General features: G+C 61.7%; 19 protein-coding genes and 1 pseudogene. 7 read left to right on the top strand and 13 right to left on the bottom strand.

Going from position 1 to position 21,855, the window contains the following annotated elements; genetic code table 11:
- Window positions 1–27: 27 nt before the first annotated feature.
- From prfB to CO676_RS26765, 3 genes are all read right to left on the bottom strand, one after another.
- Window positions 28–1,159, bottom strand: a protein-coding gene (gene prfB / locus CO676_RS26755; RefSeq protein ID WP_097523309.1) for a peptide chain release factor 2 whose coding sequence is annotated in 2 segments (ribosomal slippage) — window positions 28–1,089 and window positions 1,091–1,159 — 1,131 coding nt in all. Because the reading frame shifts where the segments join, the coding sequence is not laid out codon by codon here.
- A gap of 108 nt (window positions 1,160–1,267) precedes the next feature.
- A complete protein-coding gene (locus CO676_RS26760; protein ID WP_097523310.1) occupies window positions 1,268–3,721 on the bottom strand; it encodes a penicillin-binding protein 1A in 2,454 nt (817 codons plus the stop codon).
- Window positions 3,722–4,047: 326 nt separating this feature from the next.
- Window positions 4,048–5,265: an N-acetylmuramoyl-L-alanine amidase gene (locus tag CO676_RS26765; RefSeq protein ID WP_179875657.1), complete on the bottom strand. Its 1,218-nt coding sequence runs from the start codon at window positions 5,263–5,265 to the stop codon at window positions 4,048–4,050.
- Between the two features lie 781 nt (window positions 5,266–6,046).
- On the opposite strand from CO676_RS26765, the gene CO676_RS26775 reads away from it, so the two are divergent.
- Complete coding sequence (locus CO676_RS26775) at window positions 6,047–8,824, top strand: ribonuclease E/G (RefSeq protein ID WP_014764081.1); 2,778 nt, start codon at window positions 6,047–6,049, stop codon at window positions 8,822–8,824.
- 86 nt (window positions 8,825–8,910) lie between these two features.
- On the opposite strand, the gene CO676_RS26780 is transcribed toward CO676_RS26775, so the two are convergent.
- Window positions 8,911–10,068, bottom strand: a complete 1,158-nt coding sequence (locus CO676_RS26780; RefSeq protein ID WP_097523312.1) for an aminotransferase class I/II-fold pyridoxal phosphate-dependent enzyme — start codon at window positions 10,066–10,068, stop codon at window positions 8,911–8,913.
- A gap of 228 nt (window positions 10,069–10,296) precedes the next feature.
- Here CO676_RS26780 and CO676_RS26785 point away from each other — a divergent pair, with 228 nt between their 5' ends.
- From CO676_RS26785 to aat, 5 genes are all read left to right on the top strand, one after another.
- Window positions 10,297–11,064 (top strand): DsbA family protein, encoded by a 768-nt coding sequence (locus CO676_RS26785; RefSeq protein ID WP_097523333.1) that lies wholly within the window; start codon window positions 10,297–10,299, stop codon window positions 11,062–11,064.
- A 145-nt stretch (window positions 11,065–11,209) separates the two neighbouring features.
- A complete protein-coding gene (aroQ, locus tag CO676_RS26790) occupies window positions 11,210–11,656 on the top strand; it encodes a type II 3-dehydroquinate dehydratase (protein ID WP_097523313.1) in 447 nt (148 codons plus the stop codon).
- 23 nt (window positions 11,657–11,679) lie between these two features.
- Window positions 11,680–12,159, top strand: coding sequence for an acetyl-CoA carboxylase biotin carboxyl carrier protein (accB, locus tag CO676_RS26795; RefSeq protein WP_097523314.1), 480 nt, complete (start codon window positions 11,680–11,682; stop codon window positions 12,157–12,159).
- Window positions 12,160–12,171: 12 nt separating this feature from the next.
- Window positions 12,172–13,515, top strand: a complete 1,344-nt coding sequence (accC, locus tag CO676_RS26800) for an acetyl-CoA carboxylase biotin carboxylase subunit (RefSeq protein WP_097523334.1) — start codon at window positions 12,172–12,174, stop codon at window positions 13,513–13,515.
- Between the two features lie 9 nt (window positions 13,516–13,524).
- Window positions 13,525–14,139 (top strand): leucyl/phenylalanyl-tRNA--protein transferase, encoded by a 615-nt coding sequence (gene aat, locus CO676_RS26805; RefSeq protein ID WP_014764075.1) that lies wholly within the window; start codon window positions 13,525–13,527, stop codon window positions 14,137–14,139.
- 82 nt (window positions 14,140–14,221) lie between these two features.
- Here the strand turns inward: aat and CO676_RS26810 are convergent.
- The 5 genes and pseudogenes from CO676_RS26810 to gatB form a co-directional block, all read right to left on the bottom strand.
- Window positions 14,222–14,593 (bottom strand): annotated as a pseudogene (locus tag CO676_RS26810) (DUF2155 domain-containing protein); the annotation flags it as partial.
- A 213-nt stretch (window positions 14,594–14,806) separates the two neighbouring features.
- Window positions 14,807–15,202 carry an NADH:ubiquinone oxidoreductase subunit NDUFA12 gene (locus CO676_RS26815; RefSeq protein ID WP_014764073.1) on the bottom strand — a complete coding sequence of 132 codons (396 nt, stop codon included), beginning with the start codon at window positions 15,200–15,202 and terminating at the stop codon, window positions 14,807–14,809.
- A 107-nt stretch (window positions 15,203–15,309) separates the two neighbouring features.
- Complete coding sequence (locus CO676_RS26820) at window positions 15,310–15,768, bottom strand: GNAT family N-acetyltransferase (protein ID WP_097523315.1); 459 nt, start codon at window positions 15,766–15,768, stop codon at window positions 15,310–15,312.
- A gap of 104 nt (window positions 15,769–15,872) precedes the next feature.
- Window positions 15,873–16,376 (bottom strand): GNAT family N-acetyltransferase, encoded by a 504-nt coding sequence (locus CO676_RS26825; protein WP_097523316.1) that lies wholly within the window; start codon window positions 16,374–16,376, stop codon window positions 15,873–15,875.
- A complete protein-coding gene (gatB, locus tag CO676_RS26830) occupies window positions 16,373–17,875 on the bottom strand; it encodes an Asp-tRNA(Asn)/Glu-tRNA(Gln) amidotransferase subunit GatB (protein ID WP_041414300.1) in 1,503 nt (500 codons plus the stop codon). The genes CO676_RS26825 and gatB overlap by 4 nt, the downstream gene beginning before the upstream one ends.
- 332 nt (window positions 17,876–18,207) lie before the next feature.
- On the opposite strand from gatB, the gene CO676_RS26835 reads away from it, so the two are divergent.
- Window positions 18,208–18,462, top strand: a complete 255-nt coding sequence (locus CO676_RS26835) for a YjhX family toxin (RefSeq protein ID WP_097523317.1) — start codon at window positions 18,208–18,210, stop codon at window positions 18,460–18,462.
- Window positions 18,463–18,535: 73 nt separating this feature from the next.
- On the opposite strand, the gene CO676_RS26840 is transcribed toward CO676_RS26835, so the two are convergent.
- From CO676_RS26840 to CO676_RS26855, 4 genes are all read right to left on the bottom strand, one after another.
- Window positions 18,536–19,036, bottom strand: coding sequence for a GNAT family N-acetyltransferase (locus CO676_RS26840; protein ID WP_097523318.1), 501 nt, complete (start codon window positions 19,034–19,036; stop codon window positions 18,536–18,538).
- Window positions 19,037–19,116: 80 nt separating this feature from the next.
- Complete coding sequence (gene gatA / locus CO676_RS26845; protein WP_097523319.1) at window positions 19,117–20,598, bottom strand: Asp-tRNA(Asn)/Glu-tRNA(Gln) amidotransferase subunit GatA; 1,482 nt, start codon at window positions 20,596–20,598, stop codon at window positions 19,117–19,119.
- A gap of 48 nt (window positions 20,599–20,646) precedes the next feature.
- Window positions 20,647–20,934 (bottom strand): Asp-tRNA(Asn)/Glu-tRNA(Gln) amidotransferase subunit GatC, encoded by a 288-nt coding sequence (gatC, locus tag CO676_RS26850; protein ID WP_097523320.1) that lies wholly within the window; start codon window positions 20,932–20,934, stop codon window positions 20,647–20,649.
- Between the two features lie 106 nt (window positions 20,935–21,040).
- Window positions 21,041–21,745: a metal-dependent hydrolase gene (locus CO676_RS26855; protein ID WP_097523321.1), complete on the bottom strand. Its 705-nt coding sequence runs from the start codon at window positions 21,743–21,745 to the stop codon at window positions 21,041–21,043.
- Window positions 21,746–21,855: the final 110 nt, after the last annotated feature.

Genomic DNA, 21,855 nt, shown 5'->3' on the forward strand with positions numbered 1-21,855 from the left:
GATTGTCGCATATCCCGTTCGGAACGTTCAGCCCAGGTCCTCGACGACCGCATCCGCCCCGCCGCTGACGCGGTGGGCAAGGGCCGCCTCCATGAAGTCGTTGAGCTCGCCGTCGAGCACGTCGCCAGGGCTCGTGCTTTCGACGCCGGTCCTCAAGTCCTTCACCAACTGATAGGGCTGCAGGACATAGGAGCGAATCTGATGACCCCAGCCGATCTCGGTCTTCGAAGCGGCTTCGGCATTGGCCGCTTCCTCGCGCTTCTTGAGCTCGGCTTCGTAGAGCCGCGCCCGCAGCATGTCCCAGGCCTTGGCGCGGTTCTTGTGCTGCGAACGCTCCTGCTGGCACTGTACGACGATGCCGCTCGGCATATGCGTGATGCGCACCGCCGAGTCGGTGGTGTTGACGTGCTGGCCGCCGGCGCCCGACGAACGATAGGTGTCGATGCGGCAATCGCTTTCGTTGACGTCGATCTGAATCGAATCGTCGACGACCGGATAGACCCAGATAGACGAAAACGAGGTGTGACGGCGCGCGTTGCTGTCATAGGGCGAGATGCGGACGAGCCGATGGACGCCCGATTCCGTCTTCAGCCAGCCATAGGCGTTGTGGCCCTTGACGAGGAGCGTCGCCGACTTGATACCGGCCTCTTCGCCGTCCTGGATTTCCAGGAGTTCCACCTTGTAGCCCTGGCGCTCGGCCCAGCGGGAATACATGCGAAGCAGCATGTTTGCCCAGTCCTGGCTTTCGGTGCCGCCGGCGCCCGAATGGACTTCGAGATAGGTGTCATTCTGGTCCGCCTCGCCCGAAAGCATGGCCTCGACCTGTTTCTTCGCAGCCTCGTTGCGAAGCTCGCGGAGCGCTTCCTCGGCCTCGGTGACGATTGCCGAATCGCCTTCCTCTTCACCGAGTTCGATGAGCTCGATATTATCGTTGAGCTGCCGCTCGAAACGGCGCAGACCGGTGATGCTGTCGTCGAGCTGCTGGCGCTCGCGCATCAGTTTCTGGGCCTCGGCGGCATCGTTCCAGAGCGACGGATCCTCCGCCTTGTTGTTCAACCAGTCCAGTCGTCTTACCGCCTGGTCCCAGTCAAAGATGCCTCCTCAGCAGGCTTATGGCCTGCTTGATTTCGTCGACAATGTTCTCGATTTCGCTGCGCATGTTCCTGCTTCTTGTGTGGCTTCTTGGTGTGGCTTCACAAATGTGAGGGTCAAATAGCGATGCCCGCCGCCAATGTAAAGGCGACGGGCATCGTATTGGAGGGAGCGCTTAGAAGAGGCCGTTGGAGCCGGAGGTAACCGCCTGATTGGCCTGCGGGGAGTTCTTCAGGATCTCCTCCGGGGGCGCATATTCATCGAGATCGCCGATGACCGAGAAGGTTTCGGCCGGACCGGTCCCGGGCTTGAAGGCTTCGATGATCGTGTCCGGCTCGCCTTCGACCGCCGCCATGCCGGTCTTGCGGTTGACCGGGATCAGGTTCATGCCTTCCGGCACCACGAACTTGCCGGGCTGCGTTCCCTTGACAGCCTCCTGCATGAAGGCGTTGAAGATCGGCGCCGACAGGCTGCCGCCCGTCGCACCGCGGCCGAGCGGTGCCGGATCGTCGAAGCCGAGATAAAGTCCGGCGACGAGATCGGGCGTATAGCCAACGAACCAGGCATCCTTTTCGTCATTGGTCGTGCCGGTTTTGCCGGCGACCGGGCGATCAAGCTGGATCTTGCCCGCCGCCGTACCCCGGGTGATGACGCCCTCCATCATCGAGGTGATCTGATAGGACGTCATCGGGTCAAGCACCTGCAGGCGGTTGTCGGTCAAGACCGGCTCTTCCTGCTCGGTCCAATCGTCCGCGTTGCAATTGTCGCAGGTGCGGTCCTCGTGCCGGAAAATGGTCTTGCCGTAGCGGTCTTGGATCCGGTCGATCAGCGACGGTTTGATTTGCTTGCCGCCATTGGCGATGACGGCGTAGGCGGAAACCATGCGCAGCACGGTCGTCTCACCGGAGCCGAGCGACATTGAAAGAAGCGGCGGCATCTTGTCGTAGATGCCGAAGCGCTCGGCATATTCGGCGACGAGGTTCATGCCCATGTCGTTGGCAAGCCGCACCGTCATGAGGTTGCGCGACTTCTCGATGCCGAGGCGCAGCGTCGAGGGACCGGCGGAGCCGCCGCCGTAATTCTCCGGCCGCCACACCTGACCGCCGGCGACGATCTCGATCGGCGCATCGAGAATGACCGAGGCGGGGGTGTAGCCGCTGTCGAGGGCTGCCGCATAGACGAAGGGCTTGAAGGAGGAACCGGGCTGGCGCATCGCCTGCGTGGCGCGGTTGAACTCCGACTGGCCATAGGAGAAGCCGCCGACCATTGCCAGGACGCGGCCCGTATGCGGGTCCATCGCCACCAGGCCGCCCTGAACCTTCGGCGGCTGGCGAAGTCGGTACTGGCCCTGCTGATCGAGCGGCTCGACATAGACGACATCGCCGGGGCCGACGACGCCTTCAGGGGACTTCGCGCTCTTGCGCTGGCCGCCGGCGGCGCGATAGGCCCATTGCATGTTCTCTGCGGAAATGCGTCCGGTGACGCGTTCCGCAACGATCTTGCCGGACGCTTCCTTCTCCGGCTGGATGCCGATTTCTGCCCCTTCGCTGTCGACGGCGAGCACGACGGCGAGTTTCCATTCCGGCACGTCGTTCAATACCGGGATCTTGCTCAGAGGCTCGCCCCAGTCGCCGCCGATTTCGATCGTCTTGACCGGTCCGTGAAAACCGCGGCGCTCGTCATAGCCCAACAGCCCATGTTGCAGCGCCTTGCGCGCAATGATCTGCAGGTGCGGATCGAGCGACGTGCGCACCGAGAGACCACCTTCGTAAAGGGCATTGTCGCCATATTTCTGGATGATCTGCCGACGCACCTCTTCGGCGAAGTAGTCGGACGCGAAAAGATGGGCGCCGCCGCGGCGCGGCATCACGCCGAGAGGCTGTTTCTTCGCCTCCTCGCCATCCGGCTTGGTCACGTAACCGTTTTCGACCATGCGATCGATCACCCAGTTGCGGCGTTCGATCGCCGCTTCGGTCTTGCGGAACGGGTGATAGTTGGCGGGTCCCTTCGGAAGCGCCGCAAGATAGGCGGCCTCGGCGACGGTCAGTTCCGTCACGGACTTGTCGAAGTAGGTAAGCGACGCACCAGCAACGCCGTAGGAATTAAGACCGAAGAAGATCTCGTTCAGATAGAGTTCGAGAATTCGATCCTTGCTGTAGGCCTGCTCGATGCGGAAGGAGAGGATCGCCTCCTTGATCTTGCGGTCGATCGTCTGATCGGCAGAGAGCAGGAAGTTCTTCGCCACCTGCTGGGTGATCGTCGAGGCACCCACCGGACGGCGGCCCGAGCCATAATTCTGGATGTTGACGGCGATGGCACGCACGAGGCCGGTCACGTCGACGCCCGGATGCTGGTAGAAGTTCTTGTCCTCGGCGGAGATGAAGGCCGCCTTGACGCGATCCGGTATGGTCTGGATCGGCAGGTAGAGGCGGCGCTCGCGCGCATATTCGGCGATCAGCGCCCCGTTTCCGGCGTGAAAGCGGGTCGTGACCGGCGGCGCATATTTGGCCAGCACCTCATAGTCAGGCAAATCCTTGGTGATCGCCCCGAGATAGATCGCAACGGCCGCGGCGACGCCGAGCAGCAGAAACGCACCAATCCCGAAAAAATATCCTATCAGTCTGATCATCAGCCAGATACCGGTACCTTATTGTCCCATTGCCGGGTCGCCATTCGAAAGACCCACTGTCCAAAGCCAAGCGACCGCGCCAAGCTCTTTCGTCAGAAATCGCCTGGCACGAAAGCCACACGCTTCGCCGGTTCCCTCATATGGCGAGGAAACTCAAGCTTCAACATCGTTTCCCAACAAATCGGGATGCCCTTCCCCCAAAAGGCCCGGATTGTGAGTAAAATAGGGCTGGTTTTCGGTTATACCGTGCGCATCTCGCTGAAAAGCATATCGCTGTTACGCCGGCGACACAAATCACTTCCCGCTTGTGTAGGGGAGGCAGCCGCTCATCCGCCGTTCGCAACCCCCGCCTGGCGGTAGCGTCGGACGGCAACGGCCAGCAGTTCCGAGACCTTCTTGCGCCACACCGGATCGAGCAATTGCTTCTCGTCCTCCTTGTTCGACATGAAGCCGAGTTCGAGCAAGATCGAAGGGACGTCCGGCGCCTGCAGGACGCGGAAGCCGGCATGGCGGTGGGGATTGTTGATCAGTCCGATCTGCCCTTCGAAGGAGGAGACGACGCTCCGTGCCAGATTGACCGAAAAGGCCTGAGTTTCGCGGCGGGTGAGATCGATGAGAATGTCGGCAACCTCCGCCGGTTCGCTTTCCAGCGGTATGCCGGCGATCTCATCGGAGAGGTTTTCGCGCGCCGCGAGATCGGCCGCGAGATGGTCGGACGCCTTGTCCGAGATCGTGTAGACGGTGGCGCCGCGAATGTCCTTCTGCTTCAGCGTATCGGCATGGACCGAAATGAACAGGTTGGCGCTTTTCTGACGGGCGATCTGGACACGCTGCGGCAAAGACAGAAATTCGTCGGCATCCCGCGTCAGAAAGGCCTCGATGCCGGCCTCGCGATTGAGCGTCGCCACCAGATCCCGTGCAAAGTCGAGCGTGACGTGCTTCTCCTCCGTCTTGGTGACGGTGCCGATGGCGCCGGTGTCGATGCCACCGTGTCCTGCATCCACGGCAATCACGAACGCTCCGGAAACCTTTGCCGGCGCGAGGGTCGGACGGTCGGTCTTGGCGGCGCGCACCGTTCCCGTCCACTGCTGATCGCCCAGAAGCTTGTCGAAGCGGGCCTGATCGATTCTCTCGGCATCGATGACCAGGCGGAAGCCCTTGCCGTCTTCCTCCGGCTTCACTTCCGCATGGGTCACTTCCGTCGGCCCTTTGGCGGATAGTACCAGCCGCGACGCCCCTTCCCCCATGCCGCCATAGCGAATTGCATCGAAGAGACCACGTGGTTCCAAGCTCTCCGGCTTAAGGCCGAAGGACGTCTCCGGCAGGTCGATGATGACGCGAACCGGATTTGCGACGTAATGAATGGAGTATTCGGGGTTGCGATCGAATTCGATCACGAGGCGCGTGCGCGCGTCGTCGCCGGCGACTCGCGCCCCATAAGCCAATAACGGCGCATTCCCATCGGCTGCCCAGCTCGCGACGGGCAGCAGGACGGCCACCGCCGCAAACAGGACGGCGGCCACGGACCGGGCGCGGCGCGACATCCTTTTCGCCTGCGGCCAATGCCGCTCTGTTGCGGAACGCTTCACCCGGGCTCCCCCATTGTCATTCGAAATCCGGCGCAAGTCCCCCAGGAACCGCGACCATGACCTGCCCACCAATGAACCGTCATGGTTAACCAAACCTTGACGCAAGGCCACCGAAAGCGACCAAATGCGACACGGTTCGAACCGATGCAAGGTTCATCGAACACCTGATTTCACCCGGGCAAGCGAATCGATCAATATTGTGGCGTCAAAGGCTTTTCCCTTGCCAATGTGACATAGAAAACATAAAAGCGTCACAAGGAGAAAGTGTTGACGGGATAGAATCGTCGGCCGGGCAGCCGGAGCTTTAGAGAAGCTTGGCGCCAGGGAAGTGATCGAGCCGGAACAGCCGGTTGCAACCGTATCAAGCTTCCGCGGCCGCAGGTATTCATCCGCCGTCGCTGCATTTCCTCCCGTACACTGGATCGCAATTTCCGGCGGTGGCCGGAGTTCTTGATGGTGATTTTCACCGACTGCCCGCATGCGGGCGTATTCATCGGGCCTCCCCTCGAGGTCCAGGACATTGGCATTCTTGTTTGGTCTTTGATGTGACTCAGCAGCATCGGTCAGAAGTAAAGAGGCCCCGGGACGGAATCGTTCCGGCCGCCGTCTGGCTGCTGCACCATCACCTGCGCCAAACAGGACCTTTCACATCCGGCGCAGTTTCCGACGTGTTCGACAGCCTTCAACGCGAAGTGCCTCTGTCTGCCGTTGCTCTGCGCCGAGGAGCAGAACTTAGATGGCAGAGAAAATGCTTATCGATGCGTCTCACTCAGAGGAGACGCGCGTCGTTGTCGTTCGCGGGAACCGCATAGAAGAATTCGATTTCGAATCGGAACATAAGAAGCAAATCCGCGGCAATATTTATCTGGCCAAGGTGACCAGAGTGGAGCCGTCGCTCCAGGCGGCCTTCGTGGATTACGGCGGCAATCGCCACGGCTTTCTGGCCTTCGCCGAAATTCACCCCGACTACTACCAGATCCCCCTCGCCGATCGTCAGGCCCTGTTGAAGGCCGAAGCCGAGGACGCCCGCCGCGAGGACGACATCGAGCCGGTCGAAACCGCAAACGATCATGCCGCGGCGCCGACAAAGGACGAGGTTCCGGCCGAGGCCGCCGAGACTGCAACCGAGACGCCGGAAGAGGCAACGGAAGTCGAGGCGGAGAAGCCCAAGGCCAAGCCGAAGCGCACGCGCCGGCCGAAAGCCAAGGCCAGCGAGCAGAAGGAAGAAGCTCCGGGCGACGCCGAAGCCAGCGAAGAGGGCAGCAGCGGTGAAATGGCCGCGATGGTCGATGTCGACTCGATTTCCGAGGACGTCGATGCGCGCCGTCGCCGCGACGACGATGATGATGACGATGACGACGGCCATGACGGCGAGAAGGAAATCATCGAGTCCGTCGGTGCCGAAGACGCGATGGAAGAAGTTCCGGACCGCCACGCCCGCAAGCCGCGCAAGCAGTATCGCATCCAGGAAGTGATCAAGCGTCGGCAGATCCTTCTTGTTCAGGTTGCCAAGGAAGAACGCGGCAACAAGGGCGCAGCGCTCACCACTTATCTTTCACTTGCCGGCCGCTATTCGGTGCTGATGCCGAACACGGCGCGTGGCGGTGGCATCTCCCGCAAGATCACCAACCTGCAGGATCGCAAGCGCCTGAAGGAAATCGCCCGCGGGCTCGACGTGCCGCAGGGCATGGGCGTGATCCTGCGCACGGCCGGCGCGAACCGCACGAAGGTCGAGGTCAAGCGCGACTTCGAATATCTGATGCGCCTGTGGGAGAACGTCCGCACGCTGACACTGAATTCGACCGCCCCCTGCCTCGTCTACGAGGAAGGCAGCCTGATCAAGCGCTCGATCCGCGATCTCTACAACAAAGACATCAGCGAGATCATCGTTTCCGGTGAAGAGGGATACAAGGAAGCCAAGAGCTTCATGAAGATGCTGATGCCGAGCCACGCGAAGGTCGTGCAGCCCTATCGCGACGTGCATCCGATCTTCTCGCGATCCGGCATCGAAGCCCAGCTCGATCGCATGCTGCAACCGCAGGTGACGCTGAAGTCGGGCGGCTACATCATCATGAACCAGACCGAAGCGCTAGTTTCGATCGACGTGAACTCCGGGCGCTCCACCCGCGAGCATTCGATCGAGGACACCGCGCTTCAGACCAATCTGGAGGCGGCCGAGGAGGTTGCGCGGCAGCTGCGTCTTCGCGACCTCGCCGGGCTTGTCGTCATCGACTTCATCGACATGGAAGAAAAGCGCAACAACCGCGCCGTCGAGAAGAAGCTCAAGGATTGCCTGAAGAACGACCGGGCGCGTATCCAGGTCGGCCGCATCTCGCATTTCGGTCTGCTTGAAATGTCGCGCCAGCGCATTCGCGCTTCGGTGCTCGAAAGCACGATGCAGTCCTGCCCGCATTGCAACGGCACGGGCCATGTCCGCTCGCAGTCGTCCGTCGCGCTGCATGTCCTGCGCGGTATCGAGGAGTATCTGCTCAAGAACACCACGCACGACATCACCGTCCGCACGATCCCGGAAATCGCGCTTTACCTGCTCAATCAGAAGCGCGGCACGATCACCGACTATGAACGGCGCTTCGGCGTCTCCATCATTATCGAAGCCGATGCCCATGTGGGCGCGCAGCACTTCGCGATCGACCGGGGCGAACCGGTCGAAAATCCGGTGAAGATCGAGCAGATCCTGCATTTCGCGCCTGAACCGGAAGACGAAGAAGACGTCGTCATCGAGGAAGATCTGGACGAAGAAGAAGCGGAAGAGATCACCGCCGAACGCCGGGAGCAGCCGAAGGCACAGCAGTCCGACGACCAGAATGGCCGCAAGCGCAAGCGCCGCCGCCGCCGCCGCGGCAAGGGCGCAGGCCAAACGCCGGAATCGGCCGCCGCCGAAGCCGGAGACATGGACGATGGCGCAGTTGACGAAGCCGACGATGCCGAGGACGAAGGCGAAGCCCAGGATGCTCTAACGGCAGACGGCGACCAGAAGCGCAAGCGCCGCCGTCGCGGCAAGCGGGGCGGCCGCCGCAACCGGCCGGAGCTGTCGGAAGCCGAGGGCGAATCCGCTCTTGCGGCGGAATCCGGTGAAGAACCGGCTGATGCCGAGGAAGCGGCGGAGGCGGAGGATGCGGATGTTGCTGCCGCCGCGGCCATCGAACAGGTCGTGGATGCCGCGCCTGTCGTCGCAGAGCCCCCGGCAGAGGAAGCAAAGCCGGCAAAGCCGAAGCGCAGCCGCAAGAAGGCCGTCGTGGCCGAGGCACCGGCGGAAAATGCCGACACAGCCGCCGAACAGGCTATCGAAGCGCAGCCGAACGAACCCGTCCCTGCTGCGGTGGAAGAAGCGGCCGCGGACCTGGAAGGCGCCAAGCCCGCACGCGCGAACCGCGATCTGACGACGATTGCCTCAGAGCCCGTCGTGACCTCGAACGTCGCCAAGGGCGAAGCCGAAGAAGAGCCGGCCAAGCCGAAAAAGGGCGGCTGGTGGCAGCGCCGCGGCTTTTTCTAAAGGAACCATGAGCTTACCAACAAGAAAGCCCGGATCGCTCCGGGCTTTTTTATTGCGACTATCGGCCGAGCAGCGCAGGAGGCCGGCTATTTCAACCAGCCTGCAATGCGGTCCATCGCTTCGGCCATGTCGGCGGCCGAACCCGCGTAGGAAAAGCGCATGGTGCGGTGCCCCTCGAGCGGATCGAAATCGAAGCCTGGTGTGGCGGCGACGTTGATCTCGGCCAGCATGCGACGGGCAAATGCCATGCTGTCATTGGTGAACCGGCGGGCGTCCACATAGGCATAGAAGGCGCCATCCATGGGCGATGCGATCGAAAAACCGATTTCGGGAAGGCGCTTCAGCAGGAGATCGCGGTTTGCGGCATAGGATCGCTTGTAACCGTCCAGTTCTTCATGCGCTCCGAGCGCCGCTTCGGCGGCAATCTGCGAAAGCTCCGGGGGCGAGATGTAGAGGCTCTGGGCGATTCTCTCGAAGACCCGGATCTGGGCTTCCGGCAGCACCATCCAGCCGATGCGCCAGCCGGTCATGCAATAATATTTCGAGAAAGAGTTGATGATGACCGCGTCATCGGCGATCTGCAGCGCCGAGGTCTCTTCGCCGGCGAAGGTCAGCCCGTGATAGATCTCGTCGGAGATGAAGGCGATCGATTGTGTTCGGCAATAGTCGGCGAGCGCCTTCAGGCGCGCCTTGCCCGTGACCGTGCCGGTCGGGTTTGCCGGACTGGCGAGGAGCACCCCCTTCAGCGGCTTGCCGGCCTGCGCCGCGGCCCGCTCCAGGCTTTCCGGCGTGAGCGTGAAGCCGGTTTCGGCATTCGCTTCGATCTCGACCACACTCAGGCCGAGTGCGGCCATGATGTTGCGATAGGCGGGATAGCCGGGACGGGCGATGGCGACGCAGTCGCCCGGATCGAAGAGAGCCAGGAAGGCCAGATTGAAGCCCGCCGAGGAGCCAGTGGTAATCGCGATCCGTTGCGGATCAAGCGTGACCCCGTGACGGCTCTGATAGTGGGCGGCGATCGCCCGCTTCAGGGAGAGCGTGCCGAGGGCGTCCGTATAGCCGAGACGACCGTGCTCCAACGCCCGCCGCGCCGCCTCGAGCGCCGCCTTCGGCGCGGGATGGGCGGGCTGGCCGACTGCCATAGATATGACAGGATAGCCGGCATCGCGGCGACGCGTCGCTTCCGCCAGTACATCCATGGCATGAAACGGTTCGACCGCGCTGCGTTTCGAAATCTGTGCCAATGGCTGATCCTCATAAGTTGGCTGGCATCCCGCCCCTTTGCCCGATCGTTTCACCCTTCACAAGTATGGGAGCGCCGCAATTCGGCCGATTTTGCCGTTTCGTTTCGCGCCCGCGCACCCTATGCTCGCATCGACGGCAGGCTAGCTATTGTCGTTGCCTTCGAAGATGCGTTGACGCGGCAGTCCGAAATGGGCGACAGACAGGTACGAGAAGACAACGAGGGAATGATGACGCTCAAGAAGAAGATGATCGCCGCCGGAGCGCTGATTGCGCTCGCAGGCGGCATCGCCCTGCCCCAGTCCGCGGCGGCGCTCGACGCAAAGCAAAAGGAAGAGATCGGCGCCTACATCAAGGAGTATCTCCTCGCCAATCCGGAGATCATGCTGGAAGTACAGGAAGCGCTGTCTGCCAAACAGCGCGCCAAGCAGCAGGAAGTGTCCCAAGCCGCGATCGCCAACAACAAGAAGGCGATCTTCAATTCCGCCTACGACACGACCCTCGGCAATCCCAAGGGCGACATCACCATCGTCGAGTTCTTCGACTACAATTGCGGCTATTGCAAGCGGGCACTCTCCGACATGGATGAGATCCTCGCCAAGGACAAGAACGTGCGCTTCGTGCTGAAGGAGCTCCCCATCCTCGGCCCCGATTCGCTCGCCGCTCACAAGGTCAGCGCCGCGTTCCGCGTGCTCGCACCGGAGAAATACGGTGATTTCCACCGCGCGCTGCTTGGCGCCGAAGAGCGGGCCACGGAGGAAACGGCGATCGCCGTTGCTGCCAAGCTGGGGGTGACCGAAGAGCAACTGCGCGCCAAAATGGAAGACGACCCGAATGACGCCTCGATGCGCGAAGCCTATATGCTCGCCAATGATCTCGGCATCACCGGCACGCCATCCTATGTGATCGGCAACGAGGCGGTTTACGGCGCCGTCGGCGCCGCCGAGCTCACCGGCAAGGTCGCCAATCTGCGTGAATGCGGCAAAACGGCCTGCTGACCGAGCAGCGACACGGAACGCGTCACAGCCGGTTCCCTCAATTCAGCCTATGACTTGTGGACAAATCCCCTGGGTACCCGGGGGGCTTTCCCTCACGGAACCATCGGTCTATAGGTAACCTCCCATCACCAGACCGGAATCCCTTATGTCCTCGACGATTTTTGTGCTGAATGGCCCAAACCTGAATGCCCTCGGCAAGCGCGAACCGGGCATCTACGGCGGCCAGACCTTGGCCGATATCGAGGCGATGTGCAAAGCGGAGGGGAAGCTCATGGGCTTCGACGTCGATTTCCGCCAATCGAACATCGAAGGCGTGCTGGTCGACTGGCTGCACGAGGCGGGCGAAAAGGCCGCCGGCGTGGCGATCAATCCGGCCGCCTATGGGCACACGTCGATTGCCATGCACGATGCCATTCGCGCGATCGCGGTTCCGGTCGTGGAACTGCATCTTTCCAACATCCATGCGCGCGAGGAATTCCGCCACAAGTCGATGATTGCGCCGGCCGTCAAGGGCGTGATCTGCGGCTTCGGCGCGCAGAGTTACATTCTGGCGCTGCATGCGCTAAAGAACCTGACAAACACGTCGAAATAAGAAGTACACGAGGCTCACATCCCATGGCTGACAAGAAACCGGGTATCGATCAGGCGCTGATCCGCGATCTCGCCAATATCCTCAAGGATACCGACCTGACCGAGATCGAAGTGGAACAGGACGATCTGCGCATCCGCGTTTCGCGGAACGGCACGCCTGTTGCGATGCCCATGCACGCAATGCCCGCCTACCAGATGCATCCGGCAATGTCCGCGGCACCTGCGCCGGTCGCCGCGCCCGCCGCGGCTCTCGAAGGTGGCCACAATACGAAAAACGCGGTGACGGCGCCGATGGTCGGCACGGCTTATCTCTCCCCGGCCCCGGGCGCCCGCCCGTTCATCGAGGTCGGCGCGACGGTCAAGGAAGGCCAGACGATTCTGATCATCGAGGCCATGAAGACGATGAACCAGATCCCGGCTCCCCGCTCCGGCAAGGTGACGGAAATTCTCGTGCAAGACGCCGCTCCGGTCGAATATGGCGAACCTCTGATCGTGATCGAATAAGGCACGATGGCGATGATCTCGAAAATCCTCATTGCCAATCGCGGTGAAATCGCTCTGCGCGTGCTGCGCGCCTGCAAGGAACTCGGCATCGCCACCGTGGCCGTGCATTCGACCGCAGACAGCGACGCCATGCATGTCCGGTTGGCCGACGAGAGCGTCTGCATCGGTCCGCCGCCATCCCGCGAAAGCTATCTGAACATCCATCAGATCGTCGCTGCCTGTGAGATCACCGGCGCTGATGCGGTGCATCCGGGTTACGGCTTCCTTTCGGAAAACGCCAAGTTCGCCGATATCCTCGAGGCGCACGGCATCACCTTCATCGGCCCGACGGCCGAGCACATCCGTCTGATGGGCGACAAGATCACCGCCAAGAAGACCGCGGAGGAGCTCGGCATTCCGGTCGTTCCCGGCTCCGACGGCGAAGTGAAGCCCGAGAACGCTCTTAAGATTGCCCGCGAGATCGGCTTCCCAGTCCTGATCAAAGCGACGGCCGGCGGCGGCGGGCGCGGCATGAAGGTCGCCAGAACGGAAGAGGATCTCGAGCATGCCGTCGCGACGGCACGCACCGAGGCGGCGGCCGCCTTCGGCAACGACGCGGTCTATATGGAGAAATTTCTCGGAAAGCCGCGTCATATCGAAATCCAGATCGTCGGCGACGGCGAAGGCAATGCCATCCATCTCGGCGAACGCGACTGCTCGCTGCAGCGCCGCCACCAGAAGGTCTGGGAGGAAGCGAATTCCCCGGCTCTCAACGTCGAGCAGCGCATGAAGATCGGTCAGGTCTGCGCCGACGCGATGAAGAAGATGAAGTATCGCGGCGCCGGCACGATCGAGTTCCTCTACGAGGAGGGCGAGTTCTATTTCATCGAAATGAACACGCGCCTGCAGGTCGAGCATCCGATCACCGAAGCTATCACCGGCATCGACCTGGTGCACGAGCAGATCCGCGTAGCATCGGGCGGTGGCCTATCGGTCAAGCAGGAAGACGTCGTCTTCTCCGGTCATGCCATCGAATGCCGCATCAATGCCGAGGATCCGCGCACTTTCGTGCCCTCCCCGGGCACGATCACGCATTTCCACGCGCCCGGCGGCCTCGGCGTGCGCGTCGATAGCGGCGCCTATCAGGGCTATCGGATTCCCCCCTATTATGACAGCCTGATTGGCAAGCTGATTGTCCACGGGCGGACGCGCGTCGAATGCATGATGCGGCTGCGCCGTGTGCTCGACGAGTTTGTCATCGATGGCATCAAGACGACGTTGCCGCTTTTCCAGGAACTGATAAACAATCAGGATATCGCCAATGGTGATTACGATATCCACTGGCTGGAGCACCATCTGGCCGCAACGTCCGCATAGGGTAAGAGATTGAAAGGATCGCGCAGCAAACAACCGGAAATCACCCCGGACATGTTGTTGCGCGCCTATTCCATCGGTCTCTTTCCGATGGCTGACTCGGCCGACGATCCGGAGCTCTTCTGGGTCGAGCCGGAAATCCGCGGCGTCATCCCGTTGGATCGATTTCACGTCTCCCACAGCCTAGCCAAGAGAATTCGCAAGCGTCCTTTCGAGATCCGCTTCGATACAGCCTTCGAAGCGGTTGTCGAGGGATGCGCGAAGCCCGCACCCGGTCGTCCGACCACCTGGATCAATGGCAAGATCCGCTCGCTCTACGCGGCATTGCATCACATGGGCTATGCGCACAGCGTCGAGGCCTGGGAGGACGACAGGCTCGTCGGCGGCCTCTACGGCGTCTCTCTCGGGGCAGCCTTCTTCGGCGAGAGCATGTTTTCGCTGCGCACCGATGCCTCGAAGATCTGTCTGGTCCATCTCGTCGAGCGGCTTCGTGCCCGGCACTTCCAGCTCCTCGATACGCAGTTTACGACGGAGCACCTGAAAGCCTTCGGCGCTGTCGACGTGCCGAAGGCCGAGTATGACCTGTTGCTTGCCAGGGCGATCGCCTCGCCGAATCTTGAATTTTAGTCGGGATGCCCGCCTGCAGCCTCCTGCGGCTTTTCAGTCGCACATTGACCTGCTCTGTCCTCTGCCTGTGCGGGACGGCGGCCTATTGCTTCGCCGCCGTATCCGGGGGCGGAACGTCGGAGGTCGGCTTGCAGGACTGCAGCCAGACATCATAGACGGGATGCTCGACCGCGTTGAGGCCGGGACTGTCGGCGAACATCCAGCCGGTGAAGATGCGGCGGATCTTGCGGTCGAGCGTGATCTCGTCGACATCCACGAAGGTGGTGGTCTTCGGCGCCTCAGTCTCGTCGCGGCTGTAGCAGACGTGCGGGGTCACCTGCAGGGCGCCAAACTGAACCGTCTCGCCGATATAGACGTCGAAGGTGGTGATGCGGCCGGTGATCTTGTCGATACCGGAAAAGACGGCGACGGCGTTGGAGAGGCGCGTCGCACGTGCCGGCTCGACGGTGGAAATCAAAGGCAGAGCCAGGAGAAACGCAAGGCCCGTATGCCGGGCCGTCCGGCCCATCAAATTCCGCAGACAGAAACCTGCCATTCCCGCCAATCCCCTGCGATGCTGTTTGTTCTGGATAGCCCTTCAGGCGCTAAACCCGAAATGTGGCTGCGCCATGATCGATCCATAAGTTGAGACCGGAGCGGCGGGTCGGACCGCCTTCGTCAGCACCTATCAGGAGCGCGGCGTCCACGCGTCGTAGTCGCCGGTCACGCGCGGGCGCAGGCCTGCATTGGCCAGCGAACCTTTCGGGCGGTAGGCATTGGGCGTGCCGGTCGGGTTCGAGCGATGCGACTGCTGCCATTCGCGCGCGACGTATTTTTCGTCGGCGGGAGAAATATCGGTGCGGTGATGCATCCACCCGTGCCAACCGGCAGGAATGGCGGAGGCCTCGGCAGGGCCGTTGTAGATCACCCAGCGCCGCGTGCGGCCCTCGGAATCCTTGCCGCCCTGGTAGTAGACGTTGCCGAATTCGTCTTCGCCGACACGCTGGCCATGGCGCCAGGTGTGAAAGCGCGTACCGATCGTCTGTCCGTTCCACCAGGTGAATATCTGCAGCAGGAGCTTCATGGGCATCGTCCTTTACCGACCGATGGGAGCCAGCCGGATATAAAAATCTCGCACCCGCTTATGCCGCGCCCCTCATGCCTTGTCCAGTGGTTCAACCGGACCGGCGGTCATTTCACCTGCGTCTTGAAGCCGAAATGACTGCGTTCGAAACCGAGGCGTTCGTAGAAGCGATGCGCGTCGACCCGCGCCGCATTGGAGGTGAGCCGCACTTTCGCCGCACCCCTTTCCCGCGCTTCGGCAATCGCGTGGCGGATCATCCGCGCCCCGATGCCACGGCCGCGCATGTCCTCCCTCGTCTGCACGGCTTCGATCACCAGGCTGGAACTGCCGCGCCCGGGAAGCGACGTCGAAACTGCCGTCTGGAAAGTACCGACGACTTCGTCGCCTATGCAGGCGACGTAGAGCGTCTGATGCGCCGAGGCGGTGATCTTCTCGAAGGCGGACAGATACGCGCCAAAGGCTTCAGGTTCGGTCGTGTCGCCGTGACCGCCAAGAAGATCATCCGCGAAAAGTCCGATTATGGCTGGCAAGTCTTCGCGCTCGGCTTTGCGGATCTCTATTTCCATTACTGTGATGCCCCAGCGTGCAGATATCTGAGTTGTCGCATCAACCACCCCGAGGCGAAGCTATTGTGACAGCGTGTGAGGAGTCCCAGCATCAGATGTACAGATCAAGGAAGACGTTTCTCAAGAACAAGCGCCGGGATGCCGGAACCGTCCTCCCCGCAATTGGAGGTCCTGTCAACTTCCGAAAACCCGTGCGCCCGATAAAGGGCGAGCGCATGCAGATTTTCCGGCTCGACCTCAAGCCGCATGCGCTCTGCATCCGGAAAGCAGGTTTCGAGTTCGGCGAACATGTCGCGGCCGATCCCCTGCCGTTGGTATTTCGGCAAGACGTAGAGCTGATGAAGGATGACGGTCTTCGGGAGTGTCTCCGACATGGCCGCAAAGCCCATGCCGGCGATCTCGCCGCCATTGTCCGCGACGACGAATTCGGCACTCTTGCGCTGCAGCCGAGCTCTGAGAGCCTCTATGGAATGCCACCTGGCCGTCAGTTCGTCGACCTTGTCGACGCCATAAAGGCTGTCATAGGTCGCATGCCAGGTCTCGGTGAGCAGAGCGCGTACCTTTTCTAGGTCGCGCTCGCTTGCCGTGCGGACGAAGAACTTCGTCACTCTTCGATGCCGAGCTTGGACCTGACGAGAGCCTGCACCGCCTGCGGGTTCGCCTTGCCCCCGGTCGCCTTCATCACCTGGCCGACGAACCAGCCGGCAAGCGACGGTTTTGCCTTGGCCTTCTCCACCTGATCCGGGTTGGCGGCGATGATCTCATCGACGGCCTTCTCGATCGCCCCGGTGTCGGTGACCTGCTTCATGCCGCGGCTCTCGACGATTTCCGCCGGGTCGCCGCCTTCGTTCCACAGGATTTCGAAGAGATCCTTGGCGAGCTTGCCGGAGATCGTCTCCGCCTTGATGAGGTCGATGATGCCGCCGAGCTGGGCCGGCGAAACCGGAGTCTCTTCAATGGCTTTGCCGGCTTTGTTCAACGCACCCAGCAGGTCGTTGATTACCCAGTTCGCGGCAATCTTGCCGTCGCGCCCCTCGGCGACCGCCTCGAAATAATCGGCAATCGCCTTTTCCGAAACAAGCACGGAGGCGTCATAGACCGACAGCCCGAGATCGCGGACGAAGCGTTCCTTCTTGTCGTCCGGCAGTTCCGGAAGATCGGCTTTGAGCGCCTCTACAAAGGCGTCGTCGAACTCGAGCGGCAGCAGGTCCGGATCGGGGAAGTAGCGGTAGTCGTGCGCATCTTCCTTGGAGCGCATCGAGCGTGTCTCGCCCTTGTTCGGGTCGAAGAGCCGGGTCTCCTGATCGATCGTGCCGCCATCCTCGAGAATCGCGATCTGGCGGCGGGCCTCGTATTCGATCGCCTGGCCGACGAAGCGGATCGAATTGACGTTCTTGATCTCGCAGCGCGTGCCGAAGGGCTCGCCCGGACGGCGCACCGAGACGTTGACGTCGGCCCGCATCGAGCCCTCGTCCATGTTGCCGTCGCAGGTGCCGAGATAGCGCAGGATCGAGCGCAGCTTGGTGAGGTACGCTTTTGCCTCGTCCGACGAGCGCAGGTCCGGCTTGGAGACGATCTCCATGAGCGCCACGCCCGAGCGGTTGAGATCGACATAGGACATGGAGGGGTGCTGGTCATGCATCGACTTGCCGGCATCCTGTTCCAGGTGCAGGCGCTCAATGCCGATCTCGACATCCTCGAACTGGCCCTGGCGGTCCGGCCCGATCGAAATGACGATCTTGCCTTCGCCGACGATCGGATCCTTGTACTGCGAAATCTGGTAGCCCTGCGGCAGGTCCGGATAGAAATAGTTCTTCCGGTCGAAGATCGAGCGATGGTTGATCTGGGCTTTCAGACCGAGGCCGGTGCGGACGGCCTGCTTGACACATTCCTCGTTGATGACGGGAAGCATGCCCGGCATCGCCGCATCGACCAGCGAGACATTGGCGTTCGGCGCATTGCCGAACTCGGTCGACGCTCCGGAGAACAGCTTCGAATTGCTCATCACCTGGGCATGGACCTCCATGCCGATGATAACCTCCCAGTCGCCGGTGGCACCGGGAATGAAGCGTTTCGGATCGGGAGTGCGGACGTCGACGATGCTCATCTCATGCTCTTCTTTGAAGCCTGAATTTTGAGGTTTCTCGGTAGAGCAATTGGTTCTGCGGTGCAAGGCTTGTGAGGCGAGCCGCGACCCGGCGCACGCTGGCAATGATCCCGACCCCCAACGTGCGCAACCTTGACGTTCGTACGGCTGCATTCTAAAAATTCGCGTCCGAACGGAGTCTTTATGTTCCTTCAGCTTGAGTCCCGGTAAGGGCCCTGCCCGCATTCACCAGAAGTGCGCGCATGGGCCGGAAACGCGAACCCCGCTCATCTTGTCGATTGGCGGTCCGTTTTCCTGCGTTCTGAAGAACGCTATTCCGGAACACTCAAATCATGGACATTTCGCGCGCCGAACAGCGCATCCTTCACCATTTGGCCCAGGGCGGCCGCATCGAAATTACCCGCGACGGCAAGGCAATCGCCGATATCCGTTGCTTCACTCGTGACGGTTGGGTCTATCCCGGCGTCGATCTCGAGCTTTTCCGAAAGCTGAAACGCAAGCGGGCGATCAAGTCGTCGGGCGGCAGGCCCTATCGCATCACCGAGCGCGGCCTGTGTCTCGTCCGCTCCGAACTCAACAACCGGTGACCTGCGGGTACGTGACCAAGTGCTCCGATACCGGAGAGGATATCTCCGGTATCGCCGTTCCCTGCGACGCGGACTATCGCAAGTGCTCCGACGCTTCTCCTGTGAGTTGTTTCGAAAGGCCGATGAATTCCATGTCACGGTCGAGCTTTTGTGAATAGGCGGTCGACAGCCACTTCACCTGGTAGCCGGCGCTTTGGAAGAAGGCGACCGCGGAAGCGTTCTGCGCGTGTGTCTTTGCGCTGGCGATATCAAAGCCTTCAGCCGCCATGCGTTGCTCCATTTCGGCAAGCAGCGCCCGGCCGAGCCCCCTGCCCTGTGCGCCGGGATCGATCCAGAGATCGGAGATAGAGCCGTCGAGGTCCTCGCGGGCTGCCCAGCCGCAGATGCGGTTTTCCTCCTCGATCAGAAGAACGGAAAGCCAGTGCTCCGTCAGGAAATCGATAAAGGCGCGCTCCGCCGCGCCCTGCATTCCGGCGACATCGGCGAGCCCTGCGATAGCCTTGGCCCAGGCCCTGAGCCCGATCGCCGCAAGCGGACCGATCTCGTTCTGGCGAGCGTGGCGAATGACGAGCATGAAGCGGAGCCCCTTTCCGCCTGCACTACATCACTTCTGTCGCCGCTTGACCATAGCCGGGGATCAGGCGGCGACCCCGTTTACCACCACCTGGAAGGAGCGAAGCGGCCGGCGGCCTGTTCGATAACATGGGCCGTCTTGAACAGCGTCTCTTCGTCGAAAGGCTTGCCGATCAACTGCAGGCCGAGCGGCAGGCCCTTGTGGTCGAGCCCGCCCGGCACGGCAATTCCCGGAAGTCCGGCCATGTTCACCGTCACGGTGAAGATGTCGTTCAGGTACATCTTGACCGGATCGGATGCGAGGTCCTCGTCGGCTATACCGAAGGCCGAAGACGGCGTGGCCGGCGTGAGGATCGCATCGACACCTGCCTGGAAAGCAAGCTCGAAGTCGCGCTTGATCAGGGTGCGGACCTTCTGGGCACGCAGGTAATAGGCATCGTAATAGCCAGCCGAAAGCACATAGGTGCCGATCATGATGCGGCGCTTGACCTCGCGGCCGAAACCGGCGGCGCGGGTCTTCTCATACATGTCGACAATGTCCTTGCCGTCGACACGCAGGCCGTAGCGCACCCCGTCGTAGCGCGCGAGGTTGGACGACGCTTCGGCCGGCGCGACGATGTAATAGGCTGGCAGCGCGTATTTCGTATGCGGCAGGGTAATGTCGACGATCTCGGCGCCGGCTTCCTTCAGCCAGGCAATACCCTGCTGCCAGAGCGCCTCGATCTCCTCCGGCATGCCGTCGACGCGATATTCCTTCGGAATGCCGATTTTCATGCCCTTGATCGACTGGCCGAGCGACGCCTCGTAGTCCGGAACCGGAATGTCGACGGAGGTCGTATCCTTGGAATCGACGCTGGCCATCGACTTCAACAGGATTGCCGCGTCGCGCACGTCGCGGGCGATCGGACCGGCCTGGTCGAGCGAGGAGGCGAAGGCGACGATGCCCCAGCGCGAGCAGCGGCCATAGGTCGGCTTGATGCCGACAGTGCCGGTGAAGGCGGCCGGCTGACGAATGGAACCGCCGGTATCGGTGGCCGTGGCGCCGGCGCAGAGATAGGCCGCGACGGCAGCCGCAGAGCCACCGGAGGAGCCGCCAGGCACGAGATCCATGTTCGAGCCCTTGGCGCGCCATGGGTTCTTGACCGGGCCGTAATACGATGTCTCGTTGGAAGAGCCCATGGCGAATTCGTCCATGTTCAGCTTGCCGAGCATCACGGCGCCGTCGTTCCAGAGGTTCTGGGTGACGGTCGACTCGTAGCGCGGCTTGAAGCCGTCGAGGATATGGCTGCAGGCCTGGGTATGGACGCCTTCGGTGCCGAAAAGGTCCTTGATGCCGAGCGGGATGCCCTCCAGCGCGCCGGCATTTCCGGCGGCGATACGGGCGTCGGAAGCCTTGGCCATCTCGCGCGCCTTTTCCGGCGTCACGGTGACATAGGCGTTGATCGCCTCATTAGCTGCCTCGATCGCCGCGATATAGGCATCGGTCAATTCGAGGGCGGTAATTTCCTTGGCGGCAAGCTTGGCGCGGGCTTCTGCGATCGTGAGGCGGGTGAGGTCGGTCATGGTGCAATCGAACTTTCGGAATCTGGACGCGGACGGCGGAAGCGGGTCTTACTCGACCACCTTCGGGACGACGAAGAAGTCACGGTCCGAATTCGGCGCATTGGCAACGACATCGGCCGCCTTGTCGCCATCCGCGACGGTATCTGACCGCTTCTTCATTTCCATCGGCATCACCGATGTCATCGGCTCGACACCATCGACGTTGACCTCGGAAAGCTGTTCGACGAAGCCGAGGATACCGTTGAGCTCGCCGGTCATCCGTTCGGCTTCCTCCTCGCTGACGGCGATGCGGGCAAGGCGCGCGACACGCTTCACGGTGGCTAGGTCTACGGACATGATCGTCTCCGGTATCTCAAGATTTCCCCCGCTATAAAGACGAGTTGCACAACGTGCAACTCGTGAATATCGCCGACCCGCTTCTGCGGCGGGGCGCCGCTCTTCCTTAAAGGGTGACGACGCCGCCGACCTCGGGTGTCGCGACCAGCGTCGAGGCGCCGTCCATGCCGGCGACAAAGGTTTCCGGCGTCTGGTCGATGATGGGGAATGATCCGTAATGGCAAGGGATCGCTGTATTGAACTTGAAATAGCGCTGGCAGGCGAGCGCCGCCACGGCACCGCCCATGGTGAAGCGGTCGCCGATCGGCACGATGCCGATATCCGGCTCGTGCAGTTCTTGGACAAGCGCCATGTCGGAAAAGATGTCGGTGTCACCCATGTGATAGAGCGTCGGCTCCTCATCGAAATGCAGGACGAGGCCGTTGGCATTGCCGAGGCAATGGGAAACGCCGTCCTCGGTGATCTGAGCCGAGGAATGTAGGGCGTTGACGAAGGTGGCCGAGAACGCACCGAGCTTGATCGTTCCGCCGGTATTGCCGGGCTCCATATTCGAGATGCCACGATGTCCGAGCCACATGCACAGGTCGAAGTTGGCGACGACGGTGGCGCCGGTCTCCTTGGCGATCGCCACCGTGTCGCCGACATGATCGCCATGGCCGTGCGTCAGAAGGATATGCGTCAGGCCAACGGTCGCGGCCATGCGTTCGCTGGCGCGGAACGCCGGATTGCCGGTGAAGAACGGATCGATCAGGATCTTCGCCTTCGCGGTCTCGATATGAAAGGCGGAATGGCCCAGCCATTTGATGTTCATGACGTTCTCCCTCAAATCATGGCGGCTTCGAAGCAAACCATAAAGGTGATCGATTTATCTGACAGACGAGCATATGGATCGCAGCAGCGAACTGGAAAGATCGAATCGGC

This window comes from Sinorhizobium sp. BJ1 (assembly GCF_002531555.1).
GTDB lineage: Bacteria > Pseudomonadota > Alphaproteobacteria > Rhizobiales > Rhizobiaceae > Sinorhizobium > Sinorhizobium fredii_B.

Coding starts and splice junctions, on each gene's coding strand:
- CO676_RS26760 (WP_097523310.1), bottom strand. CDS start 3,721: ATGATCAGACTGATAGGATATTTTTTCGGGATTGGTGCGTTTCTGCTG.
- CO676_RS26765 (WP_179875657.1), bottom strand. CDS start 5,265: ATGTCGCGCCGCGCCCGGTCCGTGGCCGCCGTCCTGTTTGCGGCGGTG.
- CO676_RS26775 (WP_014764081.1), top strand. CDS start 6,047: ATGGCAGAGAAAATGCTTATCGATGCGTCTCACTCAGAGGAGACGCGC.
- CO676_RS26785 (WP_097523333.1), top strand. CDS start 10,297: ATGACGCTCAAGAAGAAGATGATCGCCGCCGGAGCGCTGATTGCGCTC.
- aroQ (WP_097523313.1), top strand. CDS start 11,210: ATGTCCTCGACGATTTTTGTGCTGAATGGCCCAAACCTGAATGCCCTC.
- accB (WP_097523314.1), top strand. CDS start 11,680: ATGGCTGACAAGAAACCGGGTATCGATCAGGCGCTGATCCGCGATCTC.
- accC (WP_097523334.1), top strand. CDS start 12,172: ATGATCTCGAAAATCCTCATTGCCAATCGCGGTGAAATCGCTCTGCGC.
- CO676_RS26815 (WP_014764073.1), bottom strand. CDS start 15,202: ATGAAGCTCCTGCTGCAGATATTCACCTGGTGGAACGGACAGACGATC.
- CO676_RS26820 (WP_097523315.1), bottom strand. CDS start 15,768: ATGGAAATAGAGATCCGCAAAGCCGAGCGCGAAGACTTGCCAGCCATA.
- gatB (WP_041414300.1), bottom strand. CDS start 17,875: ATGAGCATCGTCGACGTCCGCACTCCCGATCCGAAACGCTTCATTCCC.
- CO676_RS26835 (WP_097523317.1), top strand. CDS start 18,208: ATGGACATTTCGCGCGCCGAACAGCGCATCCTTCACCATTTGGCCCAG.
- CO676_RS26840 (WP_097523318.1), bottom strand. CDS start 19,036: ATGCTCGTCATTCGCCACGCTCGCCAGAACGAGATCGGTCCGCTTGCG.
- gatA (WP_097523319.1), bottom strand. CDS start 20,598: ATGACCGACCTCACCCGCCTCACGATCGCAGAAGCCCGCGCCAAGCTT.
- gatC (WP_097523320.1), bottom strand. CDS start 20,934: ATGTCCGTAGACCTAGCCACCGTGAAGCGTGTCGCGCGCCTTGCCCGC.
- CO676_RS26855 (WP_097523321.1), bottom strand. CDS start 21,745: ATGAACATCAAATGGCTGGGCCATTCCGCCTTTCATATCGAGACCGCG.